The following is a 15,602-nucleotide window of genomic DNA, read 5'->3' on the forward strand; positions in this document are numbered from 1 at the left end:
AGACGACGCACCCTCTCAACGATTGGCTGCTCCGGCCGGCACCTGGCCGGGATCTTAGCGATGGCGCCCTTCGGAAGCTGGCCAGGTTCTCCGTCGCGGAGGGTGGGACGCGGGCATCTGAGGCGGACCAGTGGCTGGTAACCGGATATCGACAGCGCACCGACAGGTGTCGATGGGCTTGCGAGGGTCGCCTAAGATCACGCTGACGTAGTCACAACGGAAGCGGGGGCTGAGGTGGCGTCTACCGACCCGTCCGGCATCGACAAGGTGCTCACCGACACGTTGCGCAGCCTTGCCGCCCAACAGTCCACAAGGGAAGATGCAGGTGCGTCGCCGCCGGAGGGGCACGGCGAAGCGGCGGACGGCCTCGTCCGGGTCCGCACCGCACCGCCGGGCCGGATGACCGCGCTGGAGGTCGACCCGCGGCTGCTCCGGCTCGACCTCGCGACGCTGACCGACCACATCATGGTCGCGGTCAACAACGCGATGGAGGACCTCCAGCGGGCCACGGCGACGCCGGCGGGCCCGGTCGACCTCGGCGACCTGGGCCGGCAACTGAGCACCATCCAGCAGGACGCCGCCCGGCAGTTCACCACCTTCCTCGACGGGCTCGCCGAAGCGCAGGACCGGCTGAGCCGTCGGGGCGGGTGACCGCGCCGTGCAGACCGATCCGGACGGGCTGGCCGCCGCCGGCAACGCGATGCGGTCGGCGGCCGACGACTTCGCCAGCCGGGTGACGGCCTTCCAGGCGCGACTGGCCTCGATCGGCCCGGCGTTCGGCGACGACGACACGGGTTCCCTTCTCGGCATGGCGTACGAGGAGACGTCGGGCTTCGTCTTCGAGGTGCTCACCGAGGCCCTCGAGGAGGTCGGTCTCGCCGGCGACGACCTCGCCGCGATGGCGCGGTCGCACGAGGAGAACGAGGCCGACACCGGCGACCTGTTCCACTCCATCCTCGGTCGGCTCGGAGGCTGACGGCGTGGGCCTGCAGATCCCCGGCGAGCTGCGCAGTCTGCTCGACATCCTGGGCTACGACTGGCCGGCTTCGGACGAGCAGAAGCTGTTCGAGCTGGGCCAGGCGTGGCTCGAGTTCAGCGACGACATGGCCGAGTTCCTGGCCGGTGCCGTCACCGCCGCCACCAACGCCCTCACCGGCAACGAGGGCGGCGACATCGAGGCGTTCCGGAACTGGTGGGCGGGTCAGGAGAGCCCGGCCGCGAGTGTGGTCAGCAATGCCACCGGGGCGGTGGTCGGCGGCGCCGGACTCATCATCTGCGCCGCGATCGTGCTGGCCCTGAAGATCGCCGTCATCGTGCAGCTGACGATCCTGGCGATCCAGATCGCGCAGGCGATCGCCACCGCGGGCCCGACCTTCGGCGCGTCCCTGCTGGAGATTCCCGTGTTCCAGGCGCTGGCCCGCACGATCATCGGCAACCTCATGCAGGAGGCCGTCTGGCGGTTGATCGATGGTTAGGAACCGCACCGGCAAGATCGCCGCCAAGTTCGCCCGGGAGTGGGTCCGGGACCTCAAGAAGGTCAAGCGCCGGCGGCGGGGCACACCCGACGCACGGCCGACCCGCAACGCGTCCCCGGCCCGGCAGGCGTCGTACCAGGCCCGGCGGGAGGCCGACCGCCAGCAGCGCAACGGGCGGGTCAACGGCACCGCCGAGGCGGTCACCACGGCGGACGGTCGGCACACCGCGGTCTCCGTGAGCGACGGCCCGGACAAGATCTACCCGCACCACCGCGAGGTGGCCCGGGCGCTCGACAGCGTGCCCCAGAACCTCCGCGCGCCGTGGCACGGCAACTGCGCGCTGCCGCAGTCGTTGTCGAAGCTGCTGGACCGGGGCATCGACCTGCGCGGGGGCGCCATCGGCGCGGCGCGGATCCGCGCCCCCGGCAACCCCGGCCACGGCGCCCACAACCCGTGCTGCAACAGTTGCAAGTCGTTGCGGAACGAGTTCGACCTCAAGGAGGCGCTGTGATGCGCGGCGACGAGCGCGACCTGCCGGCGCGGGCGGAACGGGAGCTCAAGGCGGCGGGCTGGTCGCCGCGCCGCCGGGCCGACGTGTCCGGGTGGGAGAGCGCGCTGGCCCCGGAGGGGTTCACGATGCACCCCGCCGCGCGCGCGTTCCTGACCGAGTTCGGCGGCCTGGCCGTCCCGGTGAGCGGTCCCGGCCGGGACTACGCCCGCATCGGCGTACGACTCGACCCGACCCTGTGCCTGGGGCAGAAGACGTGGTTCGACAGCCTCGACGCGTCGACGGCCGGCCAGCTCTATCCGGTCGGGGAAGAGTACGACGGGCACGCCAGCCTGGCGATCGACGCCGCCGGCACCATCCACATGCTGTTCAACGACCAGATCAAGCGGGTCGGCCCCGGCGCGACCGGCCTGGCCCGGCTGCTGGAGGGCGAGGACGCCCCGGACGAGCCGTAGGCCGCCACGCCCCACGAGAGCCCTCGACCAGCTGAACGGCGCGGTCGGGGGCTCCCTCGTATGCGCCGCCCCGACGCGCCCGCTCGGCGCCGTGGCCAGCCGGAGAAAACTCAACCAATCGGTTTACGAACGGTCCGTCGCCGACTATTGTCAACCGCATGGTTGAGGATTCGGTGGGGATGGACGCGGTGTTCCACGCCCTCGCGCACGGGGCGCGGCGCGCCATGCTGCGCCGGCTCGCCGAACGGGAGCTGACCGTCGGCGAGCTGGCCGAGCCCCTCGAGATGTCCCTGGCCGCCGCGTCGAAGCACCTGCAGGTGCTGGAACGCGCCGGCCTGGTCCGGCGCACGATCACCGGCCGCCGGCACGTCTGTCGGCTCGAACCGGCGCCGCTCGCCACCGCCTCCGCCTGGCTGAACTTCTATCAGCGCCACTGGGCCGATCGCCTCGACGCCCTGGAGGCACTCCTCACCGACGACGAAGGGACCGACCGATGAGCACCGCCGTACGGCTGCACCGCGACCTCCCCGCCCCACCCGAGAAGGTCTACCGCGCCTGGCTCGACCCCGACCTGCTGCGCCGCTGGCTCGCCCCCAGCGGCCTCGCCGGTGCGCTGCTGCTGACGTACGCCCGGGAGCCGGCACTCGCCGGCTGACCGGTGCGACCGCGGTCGCCGCGGGATGACTAGCGCCCCACGTAGCGGGTACGCGCGGCGCATGGGTAGCCACAAGGCAAACAAGCACGACCCCGGCGGCGAGTCAGCACGCGCGGGGCGGAATCCGGGCAGCGGGGCACGGGGCCGGCAGGGCTCCGAGGTCGAACACTCGCCAGACCGCCGGCACCTGCGGGCGGCGACCGGGACATCGGGCACGGAACGCGACCAGGGCCGGGCCAAGGTCGAGGGCGCTGAGCGGGTCCAACGCCAAGGGACGCGCTGAGGCGCGATCCGATCCACGAACCGAGCAGGCACTGGTGGCCGTCGAGCGGCCGCCAGCACATCTGGGAGTTGATGCCGAGGTGCCCAAATTCCTGTTGCAGTCGACGTACACCATCGACGGGCTCAAGGGGCTGATCACCGACGGTGGCACCAAGCGCGTCGAGGTCGTCCGAAACACGATCGAGGCCAGCGGCGGCCGGCTGGAGTCGATGTACTTCTCATTCGGTAAGAACGACACCTATGTGTTGTGTGAACTGCCGGACCACAAGGCCGCGGCCGCACTGGCCATCGCCATCCGGGCGGCGGGCGGTGTGGACTCGCGGATCACACCGGTGCTGACCGCCGAGGAAGTCGACGAGGCGGTCCGGGCGAAAGAGGCCTACCAGCCGCCGGGTAGATGACCACTGTCCGATGAGCGAGCGATGATGCCACCCATCCTGGTCACCGGCGGGACGGGGACGCTCGGCCGCCACGTCGTGTCACGTCTGCGCGACGCCGGCTGCGACGTACGCGTCCTGACCCGGAGCGGCCGCCCGGCCGAGGACGGAGTCGAGTTCGTCACCGGCGATCTGGCCAGCGGCGCAGGCGTCGACGCGGCCGTGGCGGGTGTCGAGAGGATCGTGCACTGCGCCAGCAGCTACCAGGGCGACCCCGACGCCGCTCGGAATCTCGTCCGGGCGGCGTCGCGGGCTGGTACGCCGCACCTGGTGTACATCTCCATCGTCGGAGTCGACCGGATTCCGATGAGCAGCCCGGTCGACCGCGGCATGTTCGGCTACTACGAATCCGGGGCGGGGCGAACCTGGCGCCGGAGCAGGCCGTAGGTCGGCGGACCTGGGAGGACTTCCTCGCCGAACGGGCTCACTGAGGGGCACCCCTGACCACGCCGCAGCGCATCCGACCGCTACACGTTCGCGGCGATGTACTTGGTTTCCAGGTACTCCTCGACGCCCTCGCGGCCACCCTCTCGTCCGACCCCCGACTGCTTCATTCCGCCGAATGGGGCTGCGGGGTTGGACACAATGCCTTGATTGAGGCCGACCATGCCGAACTCCAGCGCCTCAACGACCCGGAAGCATCGCCGCATATCGGAGGTGTACACGTAGGCGGCGAGGCCGTACTGCGTGGAGTTCGCGATCGCCAGCGCTTCCTGTTCGTTCGTGAAGGACGCGATGGGTGCGATGGGACCGAAGATCTCGTCCGTGAATACCCGGGCGCCCGGGTCCACGTCAGCGATGACGGTGGGCTGGTAGTAGTAGCCACGGTCTTCGGGAGCGTTGCCCCCGGCGAGCACCCGACCGCCTCGCTCGGTCGCATCGGCGACGAACGCCCGCATGCTGTCCCGCGCCTTCGCCGTGATCAGCGGGCCGACCTGGACGCCGGGTTCGGTGCCGCGGCCGACCTTCAACGCGCTCATCCGGACGGCCAGGCGTTGGGCGAAGTCGGCCGCGACGGACTCCGCGACGAGGAACCGGTTCGCTGCCGTACACGCCTCCCCGATGTTCCGCATCTTCGCGATCATCGCTCCCTCGACGGCCGCATCCAGGTCGGCGTCGTCGAAGACAATGAACGGTGCGTTGCCGCCGAGTTCCATCGATACGCGGAGCACCTGATGGGCCGACTGAGCGATGAGCGTGCGACCAACCTCCGTCGACCCGGTGAACGACATCTTGCGTAGCCGCGGGTCGGTGATAAGCGGTGCAGTCGCGTCACCTGCTGTGGAGGTGGTGATCACATTGAGGACACCAGCGGGAAGACCGCTGTCGGACAGGATTTCGGCCAGCGCGAGCATCGAGAGAGGTGTCTCACGCGCGGGCTTGACCACCATGGTGCATCCAGCGGCGATCGCGGGCCCGATCTTGCGCGTACCCATCGCCATCGGGAAATTCCACGGCGTGATCAACAGGCACGGCCCGACGGGCTGCTTCATCACCATCAGACGGCCTTGACCGTTCGGCGCGACAGCGTACCGCCCGTCGATCCGTACGGCCTCCTCGGAAAACCAGCGCAGGAACTCGGCCGCGTAGACGATCTCCGCCTTCGACTCCGCGAGCGGCTTACCCATCTCGAGTGTCATCAGCAGGGCCAGCTCGTCAGCCCGGGCAATGAGCTGCTCGAACGCGCGTCGGAGGATGTCCGAGCGCTCCCGAGGCGGACACGCAGCCCAACCCGGCTGGGCTGCGGCGGCCGCGTCGAGCGCCGCCACCGCGTCGGCGGGCCCCGCATCCGCCACGTGGCACAGAACCTCACCGGTCGACGGGTCGTGCACCGGCAACTGGCGCCCATCCGTAGCCGGCCGCCACCGCCCGGCGATCAGAAGCTCCTTCCGCACCGCCTCGACGACTGCCCGTTCGTCTTCTTTCGAGGGGTTGAGGAACCTGCACACGCCCTCTTCGCTGGCCGACCGACCCACTTCTTCCTCCGTGTCACTACTTGACCGCTCAACGCATCAGTCATCGACGGCCGGGACTGGTGCGTGACCGGGTGTCATCCATGGTCAGCTGTCGGACAGCCCTGGGGTACGCGGGGACAGCGGGCGCTCCACCGCGTCCCAGTCGCTCGCCCGGTAGCCGGCGGTGAGTCCGCCGTCGCACATCACGACCGAGCCGGTCATGTACGAGGCGTCATCGCTCAGCAGAAAGCAGGCGACGGCCGCCAGTTCCGCCGGCTCGCCCGGACGGTCGAGCGGAATTCGAGTCCGGTGCTTGCTCCAGATGGCGACGTCGTCCACTTCGGCCAGTGTCGCCCGGGTGCGTACCCAACCGGGCGCGAGGGCGTTGACGCGGATGCCGTACCGGGCCAGGTCGACGGCGAGCGACCGGGCCAGCGCCATCACCGCGCCCTTGGACGTGTTGTAGATGATCTGCCCCTCCTCGCCGAAGAGCGAGGCGGTCGACGCGGTGAGCACCATGGCGCCGCCACCGCGCCGGCTCATGTGCCGGGCGACGGCGCTGGTCACCGCGTACTGGCCGCGGGTGTTCACCCGCATCACCCGGTCGAAGTCCTCGATCGGCGTCTCGAGCACGTTCTCCCAGATGCCGATCCCGGCGTTACTCGCCAGCAGGTCGACCCGGCCGAACGCGTCGCACGCGACGGTCAGCGCACGCTCCGCGGTGTCGGCGTCACCGACGTCGCCGGTCACCGTGACGACCTTCGCCCCTGCCTCGGCGCGCAGCCTCTCCGCCACCGCTTCCAGGTGGGCCTCGTCCTGCGGCGCGGCGAGCAGGCACAGCGAGGCACCCTCCGCCGCCAACCGCTCGGCGATGGCCGCGCCGATGCCGTTACTGGCACCGGTGACCAGGGCATTCTTACCTTCGAATCGCATGATTTCGCTCCTGGTACGGGCTAGAGGATTTCTTCGCCGAGGTTCGCGTAGACGCCGGCGGTACGGAGCACGACGGGCGCCGTCACGTCCTGCAGCTCGCTGGCGATCTCGTCCAGGTGTCCGTAGTCCGGCAGGCCCCACACCGCGATACACCGCGGGTCAGGGCCGAGGTGGCCGATGCGGTCGGCAACGACGTGCAGCCGCAGTGCCGGGTGCTCGCCCGCGCGCTTGTCGAAGAAGGCGGCGACCTCGTCGGGCGTGGCGCCGGGGGCGAAGTCGAGGAACTCGGCGTAGTAGGGACCGACCCGGCCGGCGACCGGCTCCCGCAGTGGCCGGTAGCAGCCCGCGCGGTCCAGCCGGCCAACCACCTCCATGGGCTTCTCGAACGCGTCGGCCTCGCCGGACCCGAAGGCCCGCTCCCACTCCCCCAGCAGCTCAAGGCCCGCGTTGCGGTTGAGCCACACGGCGAGGTACTCCGGCTCCGGGCCGATTCGCCACGTCCGACCGAGGTTCAGCAGCAGCTCGTCGTCGCCGTACTGCTTGGCCCACCCCGTCTGCCCGGCGCCCGCGATCGCGTGGAAGTGCTCGATGGAGATGCCCGGACGGCGGGAGATGAATTCGATGTAGATCATGTGGTAACAGCTCCTGCTCTGCTCTCAGCGGGCGGTCAGTCGGTGAGGACGTGGACGGGGTGATCGGGCAGAACGACGCGTACGACGTCACCGACGCCGAGTGTCAGGGGGGCAGCGCCCGCAGGCTCCTGGACGCGGAGCGTCATGCCGTCAAGGTCGACGTGGAACTGGACAGCGGAGCCGAGGAACGCGATGTCGGAGATGGTTCCGGACAGGCCGTCGTCACCGGTGGCCGACAGTCGAAGGAGCTCGGGACGCACCACCAACACCGCCTCACGCTGCGGCAGTGTCTGCCGCAGCCGCAGGCGCTGCCCGGTCTCGACGACCTTCACCTCGGTGCCGTCCCCCGCGCTGTCGAGGGCCTCGACGGCGACCAGGTTCGCGTCACCCACGAAGCCGGACACGAACTTGGTGGCCGAGCGGTGGTAGACGTCCGCCGGCGTGCCGATCTGCTCGATGCGGCCCGCGTTCATCACCACGACCCGGTTGGAGAGCGACATGGCCTCCTGCTGGTCATGCGTCACATAGACAAAGGTCGTGCCGGTCTCTCGGTGGATGCGCCGCAGCTCGGCCTGCATGCTGATTCGGACCTTCTGGTCCAGCGCCGAGAGCGGCTCGTCGAGCAGGAGCACCTGTGGGCGCTTCACCAGCGCCCGGGCCAGGCTGATCCGCTGCGACTGGCCGCCGCTGAGCTGCGTCGCCCGCCGATCGGCAAGATCCTCCAGCCCTACCAGCTCCAGCGACTCCCGCACGCGTCGCTCGATGTCCCGCTTGCCGACCTTGTCGATCCGCAGCCCGAAGGCGACGTTGTCGAAGACCGACAGATGGGGAAAGAGCAGGTAGCGCTGGAACACGATGTTGACCGGGCGGCGGTGCGGTGGCACGTCGGTGATGTCCTTGCCGGCCAGGACCACGCGGCCGCGGTCCGGCCGTTCGAACCCGCCGATGATGCGCAGCATGGTGGTCTTGCCACATCCGCTCGGGCCCAGCAGCGACAGGATTTCACCCTCGTGGACGTCGAGGTCCACGCCGTGCAGGATCGGCACCTTGCCGAAGCTCTTGCTGATGCCCGTCAGGCTGAGAACGGTATTCACGAGGCCTTGACTCCCTTTCGAGCAGCCCTGCCCGTCCGTGCCAGGACGGCGATCACGACGCCGGACAGGAAGGTGACGAGCAGGAGGAGGGTCGCGAACGCGTTGATCGACGGGTCGATCGCGCGTCGCATCGCTGAGTAGATGACGAGCGGCACCGTGCTCTGCGGGCCGATGACGAAGAAGGTGATGAAGAATTCGTCGAAGCTCAGGACGAAGGAGAGCATGCCGCCGGCGACGAGCACCGGCCACGTCATCGGCAGCGTGACCCTCCTGAACCTCAGCAGCGACGACGCCCCCAGGTCGGCCGCCAACTCGTCGTACTGCGGGTCGATCCGGTCGAGGACGGACTGGGCGACGAGCAGGAAATACGGGAACGTGTAGACCACGTGCGCGGCGGCCACGGTCCACAGTGAGAGCTCGATGTCGAGCTTGGCGAACCACGCCAGCAGCGACAACCCGAGGAAGAGCCCGGGAAGCGTGATGGGCGCGAAGAACAGCACCGCGAGCCACGGGCGCACCCGGGGGGACACGTGGGTCAGCCCGAACGCCGCCAGCGTGCCCAGAACGGTGGTGATGATCGCGCAGACCACCGCCACGATCAGGCTGTTCCGCAGGGCCGAGGTGTAGGTCGGGTCGGTCAGCACCGCCTCGTACCAGCGCAGCGAGAACCCCTTGATCGGGAGGTTCAGGGTGCTACTGGAGTTGAACGAGAACAGCACGACGACCGCGATCGGCAGGTACAGGAAGGCCAGGACGACGGCCAGGTAGAGACCCGGCGACCGGCGCCTGCTCCGCAGAAGACTCATGCCGCTCACCCCTTGATAACCACGGAGTTCAGGCCCAGCACGCGGAGGAACACGGTGACGACGGCGTAGGCGAGCATGAACAGCAGCAGCACGATGATCGAGGTCGCCGCGCCGAGCGGATAGTTGCCGAACTGCGTGAACTGCTGCGAGATCTGCAGCCCCACCATGTTCCCGTCCGTTCCTCCGAGGAACTGCGGGGTGACGTAGTCGCTGGCGGCCAACACGAAGGTGTAGAGGAAGCCGGAGGCCGCCGCCGGCGCGACCAGCGGCAGGACGACGCGGCGCCACCGCTGCATCCGGCCGGCGCCGAGGTCGGCGGCGAGATCGAAGAAGTCGCCTGGGATGTTGCGGAACGCGGCATAGGCGACGAGAGCGACGTACGGCACGAAGATATGGACCAGCGCGATGACGACGGCCGGCTTCGAGAACAGCAGCGATCCGTCCTGCGGGGCCAGACCGATCGGTCCGAGGACCTGCGTGAGCAGCCCGTCCTTGCCGAGGATCACCCGCCACGCGTAGATGCGGACGAGGTAGCTGGTGAACATCGAGAACACCACGAGCGCCAGCAGTGGGTATTCCATGCGCCCGGCGCGGTAGCGAATCGCGTACGCGAGCGGCACCCCGAGCGCCAGGGTCAGGGCCGCGGTGACGAACCCGATCCCGAGCGCATTCAGCGTGAGCCGGCGGGTCAACTCCGAACCCACGGCCGAGGTGAAGTTCGACAAAGTGACGGTGCCCGTCACCTCGTAGAAACCGCCCTGCAGGAACGCGTAGACGGTGAACACCAGGAAGGGAGCCACCAGGAGGAAGCCCAGGACGACAACGGCCGGCAGGGTCAGCAGCCACCCGCGCCGACGAGCCGGTGCGGGTGGCTGTGCCGCGGCGACGTCCGCCTGAGGCGGTACGACGGCCGCAACCATCACACGCCTCCCTGGATGTTCGACCACTCGCTGAGCCACTCCTCGTGCTGCACGATCCCCGACCGCCCCTTGTCCGGGAAGCCGAAGACCGGGGCCTTGGTGAAGAACTCGTCGAGGTTGTCGTACGGGTAGAGCTTCTGCTGTTTGGCAGGCAGCAACTTGACCGCCTCCGGCGAGGTCACGGCCGTGCCGAGCGCCACCGCGGCCTCCGCCTGCACCTCTGGCGAGAGGGCCTGGTTGACCCAGGCGTACGCGGTGTCGCGGTTTTGCGTCGTCTTGGGCACCGCCCACGCGTCACAGGAGGTGTAGGTGCCCTCCTTCGGGATGATGCTTTCCACCTTGGCGCCCTTGTCCCCGGCCCACAGCCCGACCGTCGACCAGCCGGCGAAGGAGGCGATCACCTCACCGCTGACCAGCTGGTTGGTGAGGTCACCGAAGGAGGGCGCGAAGCCCTTGATCTGCCCGCGGAACCGGCGGAGCAGTTCGACGATCTGCTTGAACTGGTCCTGGGTGTAGTTGGGGACGTCGAACCCGAGGATCCGGCCGCCGAGGGTGAACGCTGCCGTCGCGTCCGGGACCCAGCCGATCTTGCCCTTGAACTCGGGCTTCAGCAGGTCGAGCCACGACTCGGGCTTCGCCATGCGGTCGGTGCGGTAGTCAAGCGTGGTGGCGCTCCAGAACATCGGGATGCCCACCTGCTTGCCGTCGATGTTCCAGAACTTCGCCGCGGCGTCACCCTCGCGGAAGAACGGGAAGAGCTTCGCGGCGTTCGGGATGTGCGCCAGGTCGAGCGGCTCGATGATCTCCAGCGGCTGCTTGGAGTACAGGGGTCCGTACGCCTGGTAATAGGTGATGAGGTCGTAGCCGACGCTGGAGCCGGACTTGATCTTCGCGAGGATGTCGTCGCTCGTCGAGATGTAGGTGGGGTTGACCTTGACGCTCTTCGCGCCCTGCCACGCCTTCATCTTCTGTGATCCGGTGAGGTCGTAGCCCTCCCAGGACAGGAAGTTCAGCGCCCCACCGACCTTGTCACCCACCTTGGGCACCGCTGCGGACTCCCCACCGTCGCCGCAGGCGGCCAGGAGGGTCGGCGCGGACACGGCGAGGGCGGCGAGGAGCCCTCCACGGCGCAGCAGACCGCGGCGAGTCAGACCCTGCGGTTTCATCGGCGTTTCAGCCATGTGTTCCTCCTGTCACACATCGACTTGGTGGGCGCTACTGTTCCACCGCACGGACTAGTTGTCCATAGGGCGGTACAGAGTTTCTTGACGTCGCTGCTTCGGCACCGACCCGCGATCCCGACACTCGTGGCCGGATGCGGCGGACGCACCCCTACGACCTGCGATAGTTCGGCTACGACACGTCGGAAACAGATATGCACTGTGGTCTTCACAGCAGCCGCCTCGCTCCGATATAGTCCCGCCCTACGGTCATCCTGACCGCTAAGCGGGACAACGGGAGACGTCATGCCGCCGGTGAACGTACTCAGCAAGGCCGACCGGGTGCTGGAACTGCTCGCCGACCAGGGCGAGATGCCGATCGCCGGGCTCATCGAGGCGCTGGAGGAGCCTCGTACGAGCGTGTACCGCCTTCTCGAGAGCATGCAGGAACTCGGGTGGGTCGAGCCCGGTGGGCGGCGGGGGCAATACCGGCTCGGGCTCAAGGTGTTCCGGCTGGGCGCGGCGGTTGCTCAGCGGTTCGACGAACGTCAGGCCGCGCTGCCCGTCATGGAGCGGCTGCACGAGCAGACCGGCGAAACCGTTTTCCTGTGCATACGTCAAGGGCTCGAGGCGGTGTGCATCGAGCGCATCGACGGCGCGCGCGTCCAGATTCTCGAGCTCAGGCTCGGCGGCCGGCTGCCGTTGCACGTCGGCGGGGCACCTCGTGCCCTCCTCGCTTTCGGGGGCGAATCCCTCTGGGACGAGTACCTGTTCCGCTCGCCGCTCACCACCTACACAAGCAAGACCCTGAACACCCCCGAGCTGGTGCGGCAGTCCCTCGCGGCGGACGTGAACGCGGGAATCGTGATCAGCGACGAGGACGTGACCCCCGGCATCGCGTCGATCGCCGCTCCCGTCTTCAACCACACCGGCACGGTCTGCGCCGCGCTGTCACTGGCCGGCGTGTCTCCCGTGCTGCTCGGTGACAACCAACAGCGACACGAGTCGATGGTGCGGGAGGCGGCCGCGGAGGTCTCCCGCTCGCTCGGCTACTCCAGTTAGGAGAAACCCTTTGTCTGACGGATCAACCCCCGTCGTACGTCGTGATCAGGGACGAGAGTTCCTCGCGCTCGGTGCGCCGGTCTACCGACTGGTGCATCCGAAGACCGTGGGCTCCGTCGGGGTCGGCGTTTCGCTGTGCGTCATGCAGCCGGGCCAACAGGTCCGCCGCCACCGGCACGACTACGAAGAGGCCTACTACGTCGTGCGCGGCACCGGCCTGATGTATCTCGAGGACCACGAGCCCATCCGCCTCGAGCCCGGGCTGTCCGTCTACATCGCGGCGAACCGCGTGCACGGACAGGTCAACGACGGCTCGGAGACGCTCGAGATCGTGTGCTCCCTGTCGCCTCCACCGGTCGAGGGACAGGTTCCGGAATTCGTGGAGGAGGACCAGTGAGTGCAGCAGCCGACGACGGCGAGCTGATCGCCCGGATCAAGGAGAAGGCGCTCTTCGCCCGCGAGGAGACGGTGCGCCTGACCGGCATCGCGAAGACCGGGCACTACGCCTCGGCCTTCTCGTGCGCGGAGATCCTCGCGACGCTCTACTACGGCGACATCATGCGGCTCAAGCCGGGCGAGCCGCAGTGGAAGCAACGCGACCGCTTCCTCTTCGGCAAGGGCCACGCGGCGATCGCGCTGTACCCGTTCCTCGCCGACTACGGCTTCTTCGACAAGTCCGTGCTCGACGAGTACACCCGCCTCGGCAACCCGCTCGGCGACCACCCGGACATGCGCAAGGTGCCGGGCATCGACTTCAGCTCCGGCTCCCTGGGGCATGCGCTGTCCGCCGGTCTCGGGATGGCCCTCGGCGGCCGGCTCAACAAGATCGACTACAACGTCTTCGTGCTGCTCGGCGACGGCGAGCAGCACGAGGGTCAGGTGTGGGAAGCCGCCCTGTCCGCGGCCCACCACCGCACCGGCAACCTCATCGCCATCGTCGACCGCAACGAGTACAGCCTCGACGGCAAGGTCGACGACGTCATCGGCATCGAGCCGGTGCTCGACAAGTGGCAGGCCTTCGGCTGGAACACCATCGACATCGACGGCCACGACGTCCCGCAGGTGTTGCAGGCCCTGCGCGACGCGACCGCCGCCAGCGACGGCGGCAAGCCGACGGTCATCGTGGCCCACACCGTCAAGGGCAAGGGCATCCCCTACATGGAGACCCAGTTCGGCTGGCACCTCGGCTACCTGCACCCCTCCGACGAGAAAGCCGCCCTCGCGCACCTGAGGAGCAACGCGTGACCACCACCGAGCCCGAGCTGCACCCCGACTCCTGGCACCTGCTGATGCTGCTGGACCAGGCCCCCGGGTTCGCCGCCATCTCGCAGGCCCTCATCGAGCTGACCGACGAGGGACACAACATCGCGGTCACCACGGCCGACCTCAAGTACTCCAACGGGCTGGTGCGCTTCCAGGAGAAGCACCCGGAGCGGTTCCTGCAGTTCGGCATCTCCGAGCAGAACATGGTTTCGGCGTCGGCCGGGCTGGCGACCACGGGCCTGCTGCCCTACACCGCGACGTTCGCGTCGTTCCTGGCGCTGCTGTGCTGCGAGCAGATCCGCACCGACCTGGCGTACTGCAACCAGCCGGTCCGCCTCATCGGCCACCACGCCGGCATCAGCCTCGGCTTCTACGGCACCTCGCACCACGCCACCGAGGACCTGGCCATCATGCGCAGCATGGCCAACATGACCGTGATCGCGCCGTCGGACCCGGCCCAGTTCCACGCGGCGATCCGCGCCACGGTGAACCACCCCGGGCCGATCTACTTCCGCGCCAGCCGCGGCCGCGACCCGATCATCTACGGGGACGGCGTCGACTTCCAGCTCGGACGCGCCATCGCGCACGGCGAGGGCAGCGACCTGATGCTCATCGCCACCGGGTCGTCGGTCCACCCGACGCTGGCGGCGGCCGAACTGCTTCGTCAGAAGGGCATCTCGGTGGGCGTGCTCGACATGCACACCGTGAAGCCGCTCGACGGGGACGCCGTGCTGGCCGCGGCGCGGGGGGCCGGCCGGCTCATGACCGTCGAGGAGCACAACGTGCTCGGCGGGCTGGGCGGCGCCGTCGCCGAGGTGCTCACCGAGGAAGGCGTGGCCACCAAGCTGCACCGGCACGGCATCAAGGACGAGTACAGCCTGATCGGGCCGCCGACGCACCTCTATCGGCACTACGAGCTGGATGCCGACGGCATCGCGCAGGTCGCCCTGCGTTTCCTGAACGCGTGAACGGAAAGGTTGATCAGTCATGAGGGCGGTTGTCTTCACCGGGGCGGGCGGCAACGAGGTCATCGACCTCGTCGAGCGGCCAGACCCGATCCCGACCGGCAACGACGTTCGGGTCCGCGTCCGCTACGCCGGAATGAACCCGGCGGACGCGCAGCAGCGCAACGGGATCTACCCGGCCCCTCCGGGCAGCCCCGCGGACATTCCCGGTCTGGAGGTGTCGGGCGTCGTCGAGGCCGTCGGTGACGCGGTGACCACGTGGTCGCCCGGCGACCGGGTGTTCGGCCTCGTGGGTGGCGGCGGCCTCGCCGACCGGGTGATCGTCAACGAGCGGCACCTGGCCCGCGTGCCGGACTCGCTGTCCGAGGCCGACGCCGCGGCAGTGCCGGAGGCGTACATGACCGCGCACGACGCGATCCGGTCGCAGGCCGGGCTGCAGATGGGCGAGACGCTCCTCGTTCACGGGGCCGCTGGCGGTGTCGGGAGCGCTGCCGTGCAGATCGGGCTCGCGGCCGGTGCGCGGGTCATCGGCGTCGTGCGCAGCGAATCGTCGTACCAGGCGGTGAAGGCGCTCGGCGCGGAGGTCGTCCACGACGCCGACTTCGCGACCGAGGTCGCCGAGCTCACCGGCGGTCGAGGTGCCGATGTCATCCTGGAGCTGGTCGGCGCCCCGCACTTCCCGGCCAACCTCGACGCGATCGCCGTACGCGGACGGATCATCGTCGTGGGCGTCGGTGCCGGCAGTGAGACTGAGATGCCACTGCTGCGGCTCATGCAGAAGCGGGTGCGCGTGCAGGGGACCGTCCTGCGCGCCCGGCCCATCGAGCAGAAGGCGGAAGCCGTCCGCGCCTTCGAACGGGAGGTGCTGCCCGCGCTCGCGAGCGGACGCGTCCGGCCGGTCATCGACCAGATCTTCCCGGTGGCGCAGGTGCAGTCGGCATTCGACCGGCTTGAGGGTAAGGGCAAGGTCGGCAAGATCCTGCTGGACTTCGGCGGCTGA

At 69.1% G+C, this 15,602-nt stretch carries 21 protein-coding genes; 14 read left to right on the top strand and 7 right to left on the bottom strand.

Going from position 1 to position 15,602, the window contains the following annotated elements; genetic code table 11:
- Window positions 1-234 precede the first annotated feature (234 nt).
- The 9 genes from ACFOYX_RS00985 (at window position 235) to ACFOYX_RS01025 (ending at window position 4,199) form a co-directional block, all read left to right on the top strand.
- Window positions 235-651: a YbaB/EbfC family nucleoid-associated protein gene (locus ACFOYX_RS00985; protein WP_322442990.1), complete on the top strand. Its 417-nt coding sequence runs from the start codon at window positions 235-237 to the stop codon at window positions 649-651.
- Window positions 652-658: 7 nt separating this feature from the next.
- Window positions 659-976, top strand: a complete 318-nt coding sequence (locus ACFOYX_RS00990) for a hypothetical protein (RefSeq protein WP_322442989.1) — start codon at window positions 659-661, stop codon at window positions 974-976.
- Window positions 977-980: 4 nt separating this feature from the next.
- On the top strand, window positions 981-1,475 hold the full coding sequence (locus ACFOYX_RS00995; RefSeq protein WP_322442988.1) for a hypothetical protein: 495 nt from the start codon (window positions 981-983) through the stop codon (window positions 1,473-1,475).
- The gene (locus tag ACFOYX_RS01000) at window positions 1,468-1,986 is read left to right on the top strand and encodes a YwqJ-related putative deaminase (protein ID WP_322442987.1); all 519 of its coding nucleotides are present in this window, start codon (window positions 1,468-1,470) and stop codon (window positions 1,984-1,986) included. The genes ACFOYX_RS00995 and ACFOYX_RS01000 overlap by 8 nt, the downstream gene beginning before the upstream one ends.
- Window positions 1,986-2,438, top strand: coding sequence for an SUKH-3 domain-containing protein (locus ACFOYX_RS01005; RefSeq protein WP_322442986.1), 453 nt, complete (start codon window positions 1,986-1,988; stop codon window positions 2,436-2,438). Before ACFOYX_RS01000 ends, ACFOYX_RS01005 begins: the two co-directional genes overlap by 1 nt.
- Window positions 2,439-2,596: 158 nt before the next feature.
- The gene (locus tag ACFOYX_RS01010; protein ID WP_322442985.1) at window positions 2,597-2,935 is read left to right on the top strand and encodes a metalloregulator ArsR/SmtB family transcription factor; all 339 of its coding nucleotides are present in this window, start codon (window positions 2,597-2,599) and stop codon (window positions 2,933-2,935) included.
- Entirely contained in the window at window positions 2,932-3,093 is a 162-nt protein-coding gene (locus ACFOYX_RS01015) for an SRPBCC domain-containing protein (RefSeq protein WP_322442984.1), read from the top strand. Before ACFOYX_RS01010 ends, ACFOYX_RS01015 begins: the two co-directional genes overlap by 4 nt.
- A 317-nt stretch (window positions 3,094-3,410) precedes the next feature.
- Window positions 3,411-3,776 carry a GYD domain-containing protein gene (locus tag ACFOYX_RS01020; protein WP_322442983.1) on the top strand — a complete coding sequence of 122 codons (366 nt, stop codon included), beginning with the start codon at window positions 3,411-3,413 and terminating at the stop codon, window positions 3,774-3,776.
- A 21-nt stretch (window positions 3,777-3,797) separates the two neighbouring features.
- A complete protein-coding gene (locus ACFOYX_RS01025) occupies window positions 3,798-4,199 on the top strand; it encodes an NAD(P)H-binding protein (protein ID WP_322442982.1) in 402 nt (133 codons plus the stop codon).
- Between the two features lie 80 nt (window positions 4,200-4,279).
- Here the strand turns inward: ACFOYX_RS01025 and ACFOYX_RS01030 are convergent, their stop codons facing one another.
- The 7 genes from ACFOYX_RS01030 to ACFOYX_RS01060 all read right to left on the bottom strand — a co-directional run bounded on the left by ACFOYX_RS01030 (window position 4,280) and on the right by ACFOYX_RS01060 (window position 11,333).
- Window positions 4,280-5,788 (bottom strand): NAD-dependent succinate-semialdehyde dehydrogenase, encoded by a 1,509-nt coding sequence (locus ACFOYX_RS01030; RefSeq protein ID WP_322442981.1) that lies wholly within the window; start codon window positions 5,786-5,788, stop codon window positions 4,280-4,282.
- An 84-nt stretch (window positions 5,789-5,872) separates the two neighbouring features.
- Window positions 5,873-6,700 carry an SDR family NAD(P)-dependent oxidoreductase gene (locus ACFOYX_RS01035; protein ID WP_377533756.1) on the bottom strand — a complete coding sequence of 276 codons (828 nt, stop codon included), beginning with the start codon at window positions 6,698-6,700 and terminating at the stop codon, window positions 5,873-5,875.
- 20 nt (window positions 6,701-6,720) lie between these two features.
- Window positions 6,721-7,332 carry a hypothetical protein gene (locus ACFOYX_RS01040; protein WP_322442979.1) on the bottom strand — a complete coding sequence of 204 codons (612 nt, stop codon included), beginning with the start codon at window positions 7,330-7,332 and terminating at the stop codon, window positions 6,721-6,723.
- A gap of 35 nt (window positions 7,333-7,367) precedes the next feature.
- Window positions 7,368-8,426 carry an ABC transporter ATP-binding protein gene (locus ACFOYX_RS01045; protein ID WP_322442978.1) on the bottom strand — a complete coding sequence of 353 codons (1,059 nt, stop codon included), beginning with the start codon at window positions 8,424-8,426 and terminating at the stop codon, window positions 7,368-7,370.
- Window positions 8,423-9,232 (bottom strand): ABC transporter permease, encoded by an 810-nt coding sequence (locus ACFOYX_RS01050; protein WP_322442977.1) that lies wholly within the window; start codon window positions 9,230-9,232, stop codon window positions 8,423-8,425. The genes ACFOYX_RS01045 and ACFOYX_RS01050 overlap by 4 nt, the downstream gene beginning before the upstream one ends.
- Before the next feature lie 5 nt (window positions 9,233-9,237).
- On the bottom strand, window positions 9,238-10,152 hold the full coding sequence (locus ACFOYX_RS01055) for an ABC transporter permease (RefSeq protein ID WP_322442976.1): 915 nt from the start codon (window positions 10,150-10,152) through the stop codon (window positions 9,238-9,240).
- Complete coding sequence (locus ACFOYX_RS01060; protein WP_322442975.1) at window positions 10,152-11,333, bottom strand: extracellular solute-binding protein; 1,182 nt, start codon at window positions 11,331-11,333, stop codon at window positions 10,152-10,154. Before ACFOYX_RS01060 ends, ACFOYX_RS01055 begins: the two co-directional genes overlap by 1 nt.
- Before the next feature lie 285 nt (window positions 11,334-11,618).
- Here ACFOYX_RS01060 and ACFOYX_RS01065 point away from each other — a divergent pair, with 285 nt between their 5' ends.
- Genes ACFOYX_RS01065 through ACFOYX_RS01085 form a run of 5 tightly spaced genes read left to right on the top strand, consistent with a single transcriptional unit; the run spans window position 11,619 to window position 15,602 of the window.
- Window positions 11,619-12,374, top strand: coding sequence for an IclR family transcriptional regulator (locus ACFOYX_RS01065; RefSeq protein ID WP_322442974.1), 756 nt, complete (start codon window positions 11,619-11,621; stop codon window positions 12,372-12,374).
- 10 nt (window positions 12,375-12,384) lie between these two features.
- Window positions 12,385-12,771 carry a cupin domain-containing protein gene (locus ACFOYX_RS01070; protein WP_322442973.1) on the top strand — a complete coding sequence of 129 codons (387 nt, stop codon included), beginning with the start codon at window positions 12,385-12,387 and terminating at the stop codon, window positions 12,769-12,771.
- Entirely contained in the window at window positions 12,768-13,619 is an 852-nt protein-coding gene (locus ACFOYX_RS01075; RefSeq protein ID WP_322442972.1) for a transketolase, read from the top strand. The genes ACFOYX_RS01070 and ACFOYX_RS01075 overlap by 4 nt, the downstream gene beginning before the upstream one ends.
- Window positions 13,616-14,605, top strand: a complete 990-nt coding sequence (locus ACFOYX_RS01080) for a transketolase C-terminal domain-containing protein (RefSeq protein WP_322442971.1) — start codon at window positions 13,616-13,618, stop codon at window positions 14,603-14,605. Before ACFOYX_RS01075 ends, ACFOYX_RS01080 begins: the two co-directional genes overlap by 4 nt.
- A 19-nt stretch (window positions 14,606-14,624) precedes the next feature.
- Entirely contained in the window at window positions 14,625-15,602 is a 978-nt protein-coding gene (locus ACFOYX_RS01085) for an NAD(P)H-quinone oxidoreductase (protein ID WP_322442970.1), read from the top strand.

It is taken from the genome of Micromonospora sp. GCM10011541, assembly GCF_042650725.1.
Classification (GTDB): domain Bacteria; phylum Actinomycetota; class Actinomycetes; order Mycobacteriales; family Micromonosporaceae; genus Micromonospora; species Micromonospora sicca.

What these genes read in the sequence shown, in the direction of transcription:
- ACFOYX_RS01025 (WP_322442982.1), top strand. Translation starts at nt 3,798, where the DNA reads ATGATGCCACCCATCCTGGTCACCGGCGGGACGGGGACGCTCGGCCGC.
- ACFOYX_RS01015 (WP_322442984.1), top strand. Translation starts at nt 2,932, where the DNA reads ATGAGCACCGCCGTACGGCTGCACCGCGACCTCCCCGCCCCACCCGAG.
- ACFOYX_RS01035 (WP_377533756.1), bottom strand. Translation starts at nt 6,700, where the DNA reads ATGCGATTCGAAGGTAAGAATGCCCTGGTCACCGGTGCCAGTAACGGC.
- ACFOYX_RS01065 (WP_322442974.1), top strand. Translation starts at nt 11,619, where the DNA reads ATGCCGCCGGTGAACGTACTCAGCAAGGCCGACCGGGTGCTGGAACTG.
- ACFOYX_RS01060 (WP_322442975.1), bottom strand. Translation starts at nt 11,333, where the DNA reads ATGGCTGAAACGCCGATGAAACCGCAGGGTCTGACTCGCCGCGGTCTG.
- ACFOYX_RS01000 (WP_322442987.1), top strand. Translation starts at nt 1,468, where the DNA reads ATGGTTAGGAACCGCACCGGCAAGATCGCCGCCAAGTTCGCCCGGGAG.
- ACFOYX_RS01040 (WP_322442979.1), bottom strand. Translation starts at nt 7,332, where the DNA reads ATGATCTACATCGAATTCATCTCCCGCCGTCCGGGCATCTCCATCGAG.
- ACFOYX_RS01085 (WP_322442970.1), top strand. Translation starts at nt 14,625, where the DNA reads ATGAGGGCGGTTGTCTTCACCGGGGCGGGCGGCAACGAGGTCATCGAC.
- ACFOYX_RS01010 (WP_322442985.1), top strand. Translation starts at nt 2,597, where the DNA reads ATGGTTGAGGATTCGGTGGGGATGGACGCGGTGTTCCACGCCCTCGCG.
- ACFOYX_RS01055 (WP_322442976.1), bottom strand. Translation starts at nt 10,152, where the DNA reads ATGGTTGCGGCCGTCGTACCGCCTCAGGCGGACGTCGCCGCGGCACAG.
- ACFOYX_RS01050 (WP_322442977.1), bottom strand. Translation starts at nt 9,232, where the DNA reads ATGAGTCTTCTGCGGAGCAGGCGCCGGTCGCCGGGTCTCTACCTGGCC.
- ACFOYX_RS01005 (WP_322442986.1), top strand. Translation starts at nt 1,986, where the DNA reads ATGCGCGGCGACGAGCGCGACCTGCCGGCGCGGGCGGAACGGGAGCTC.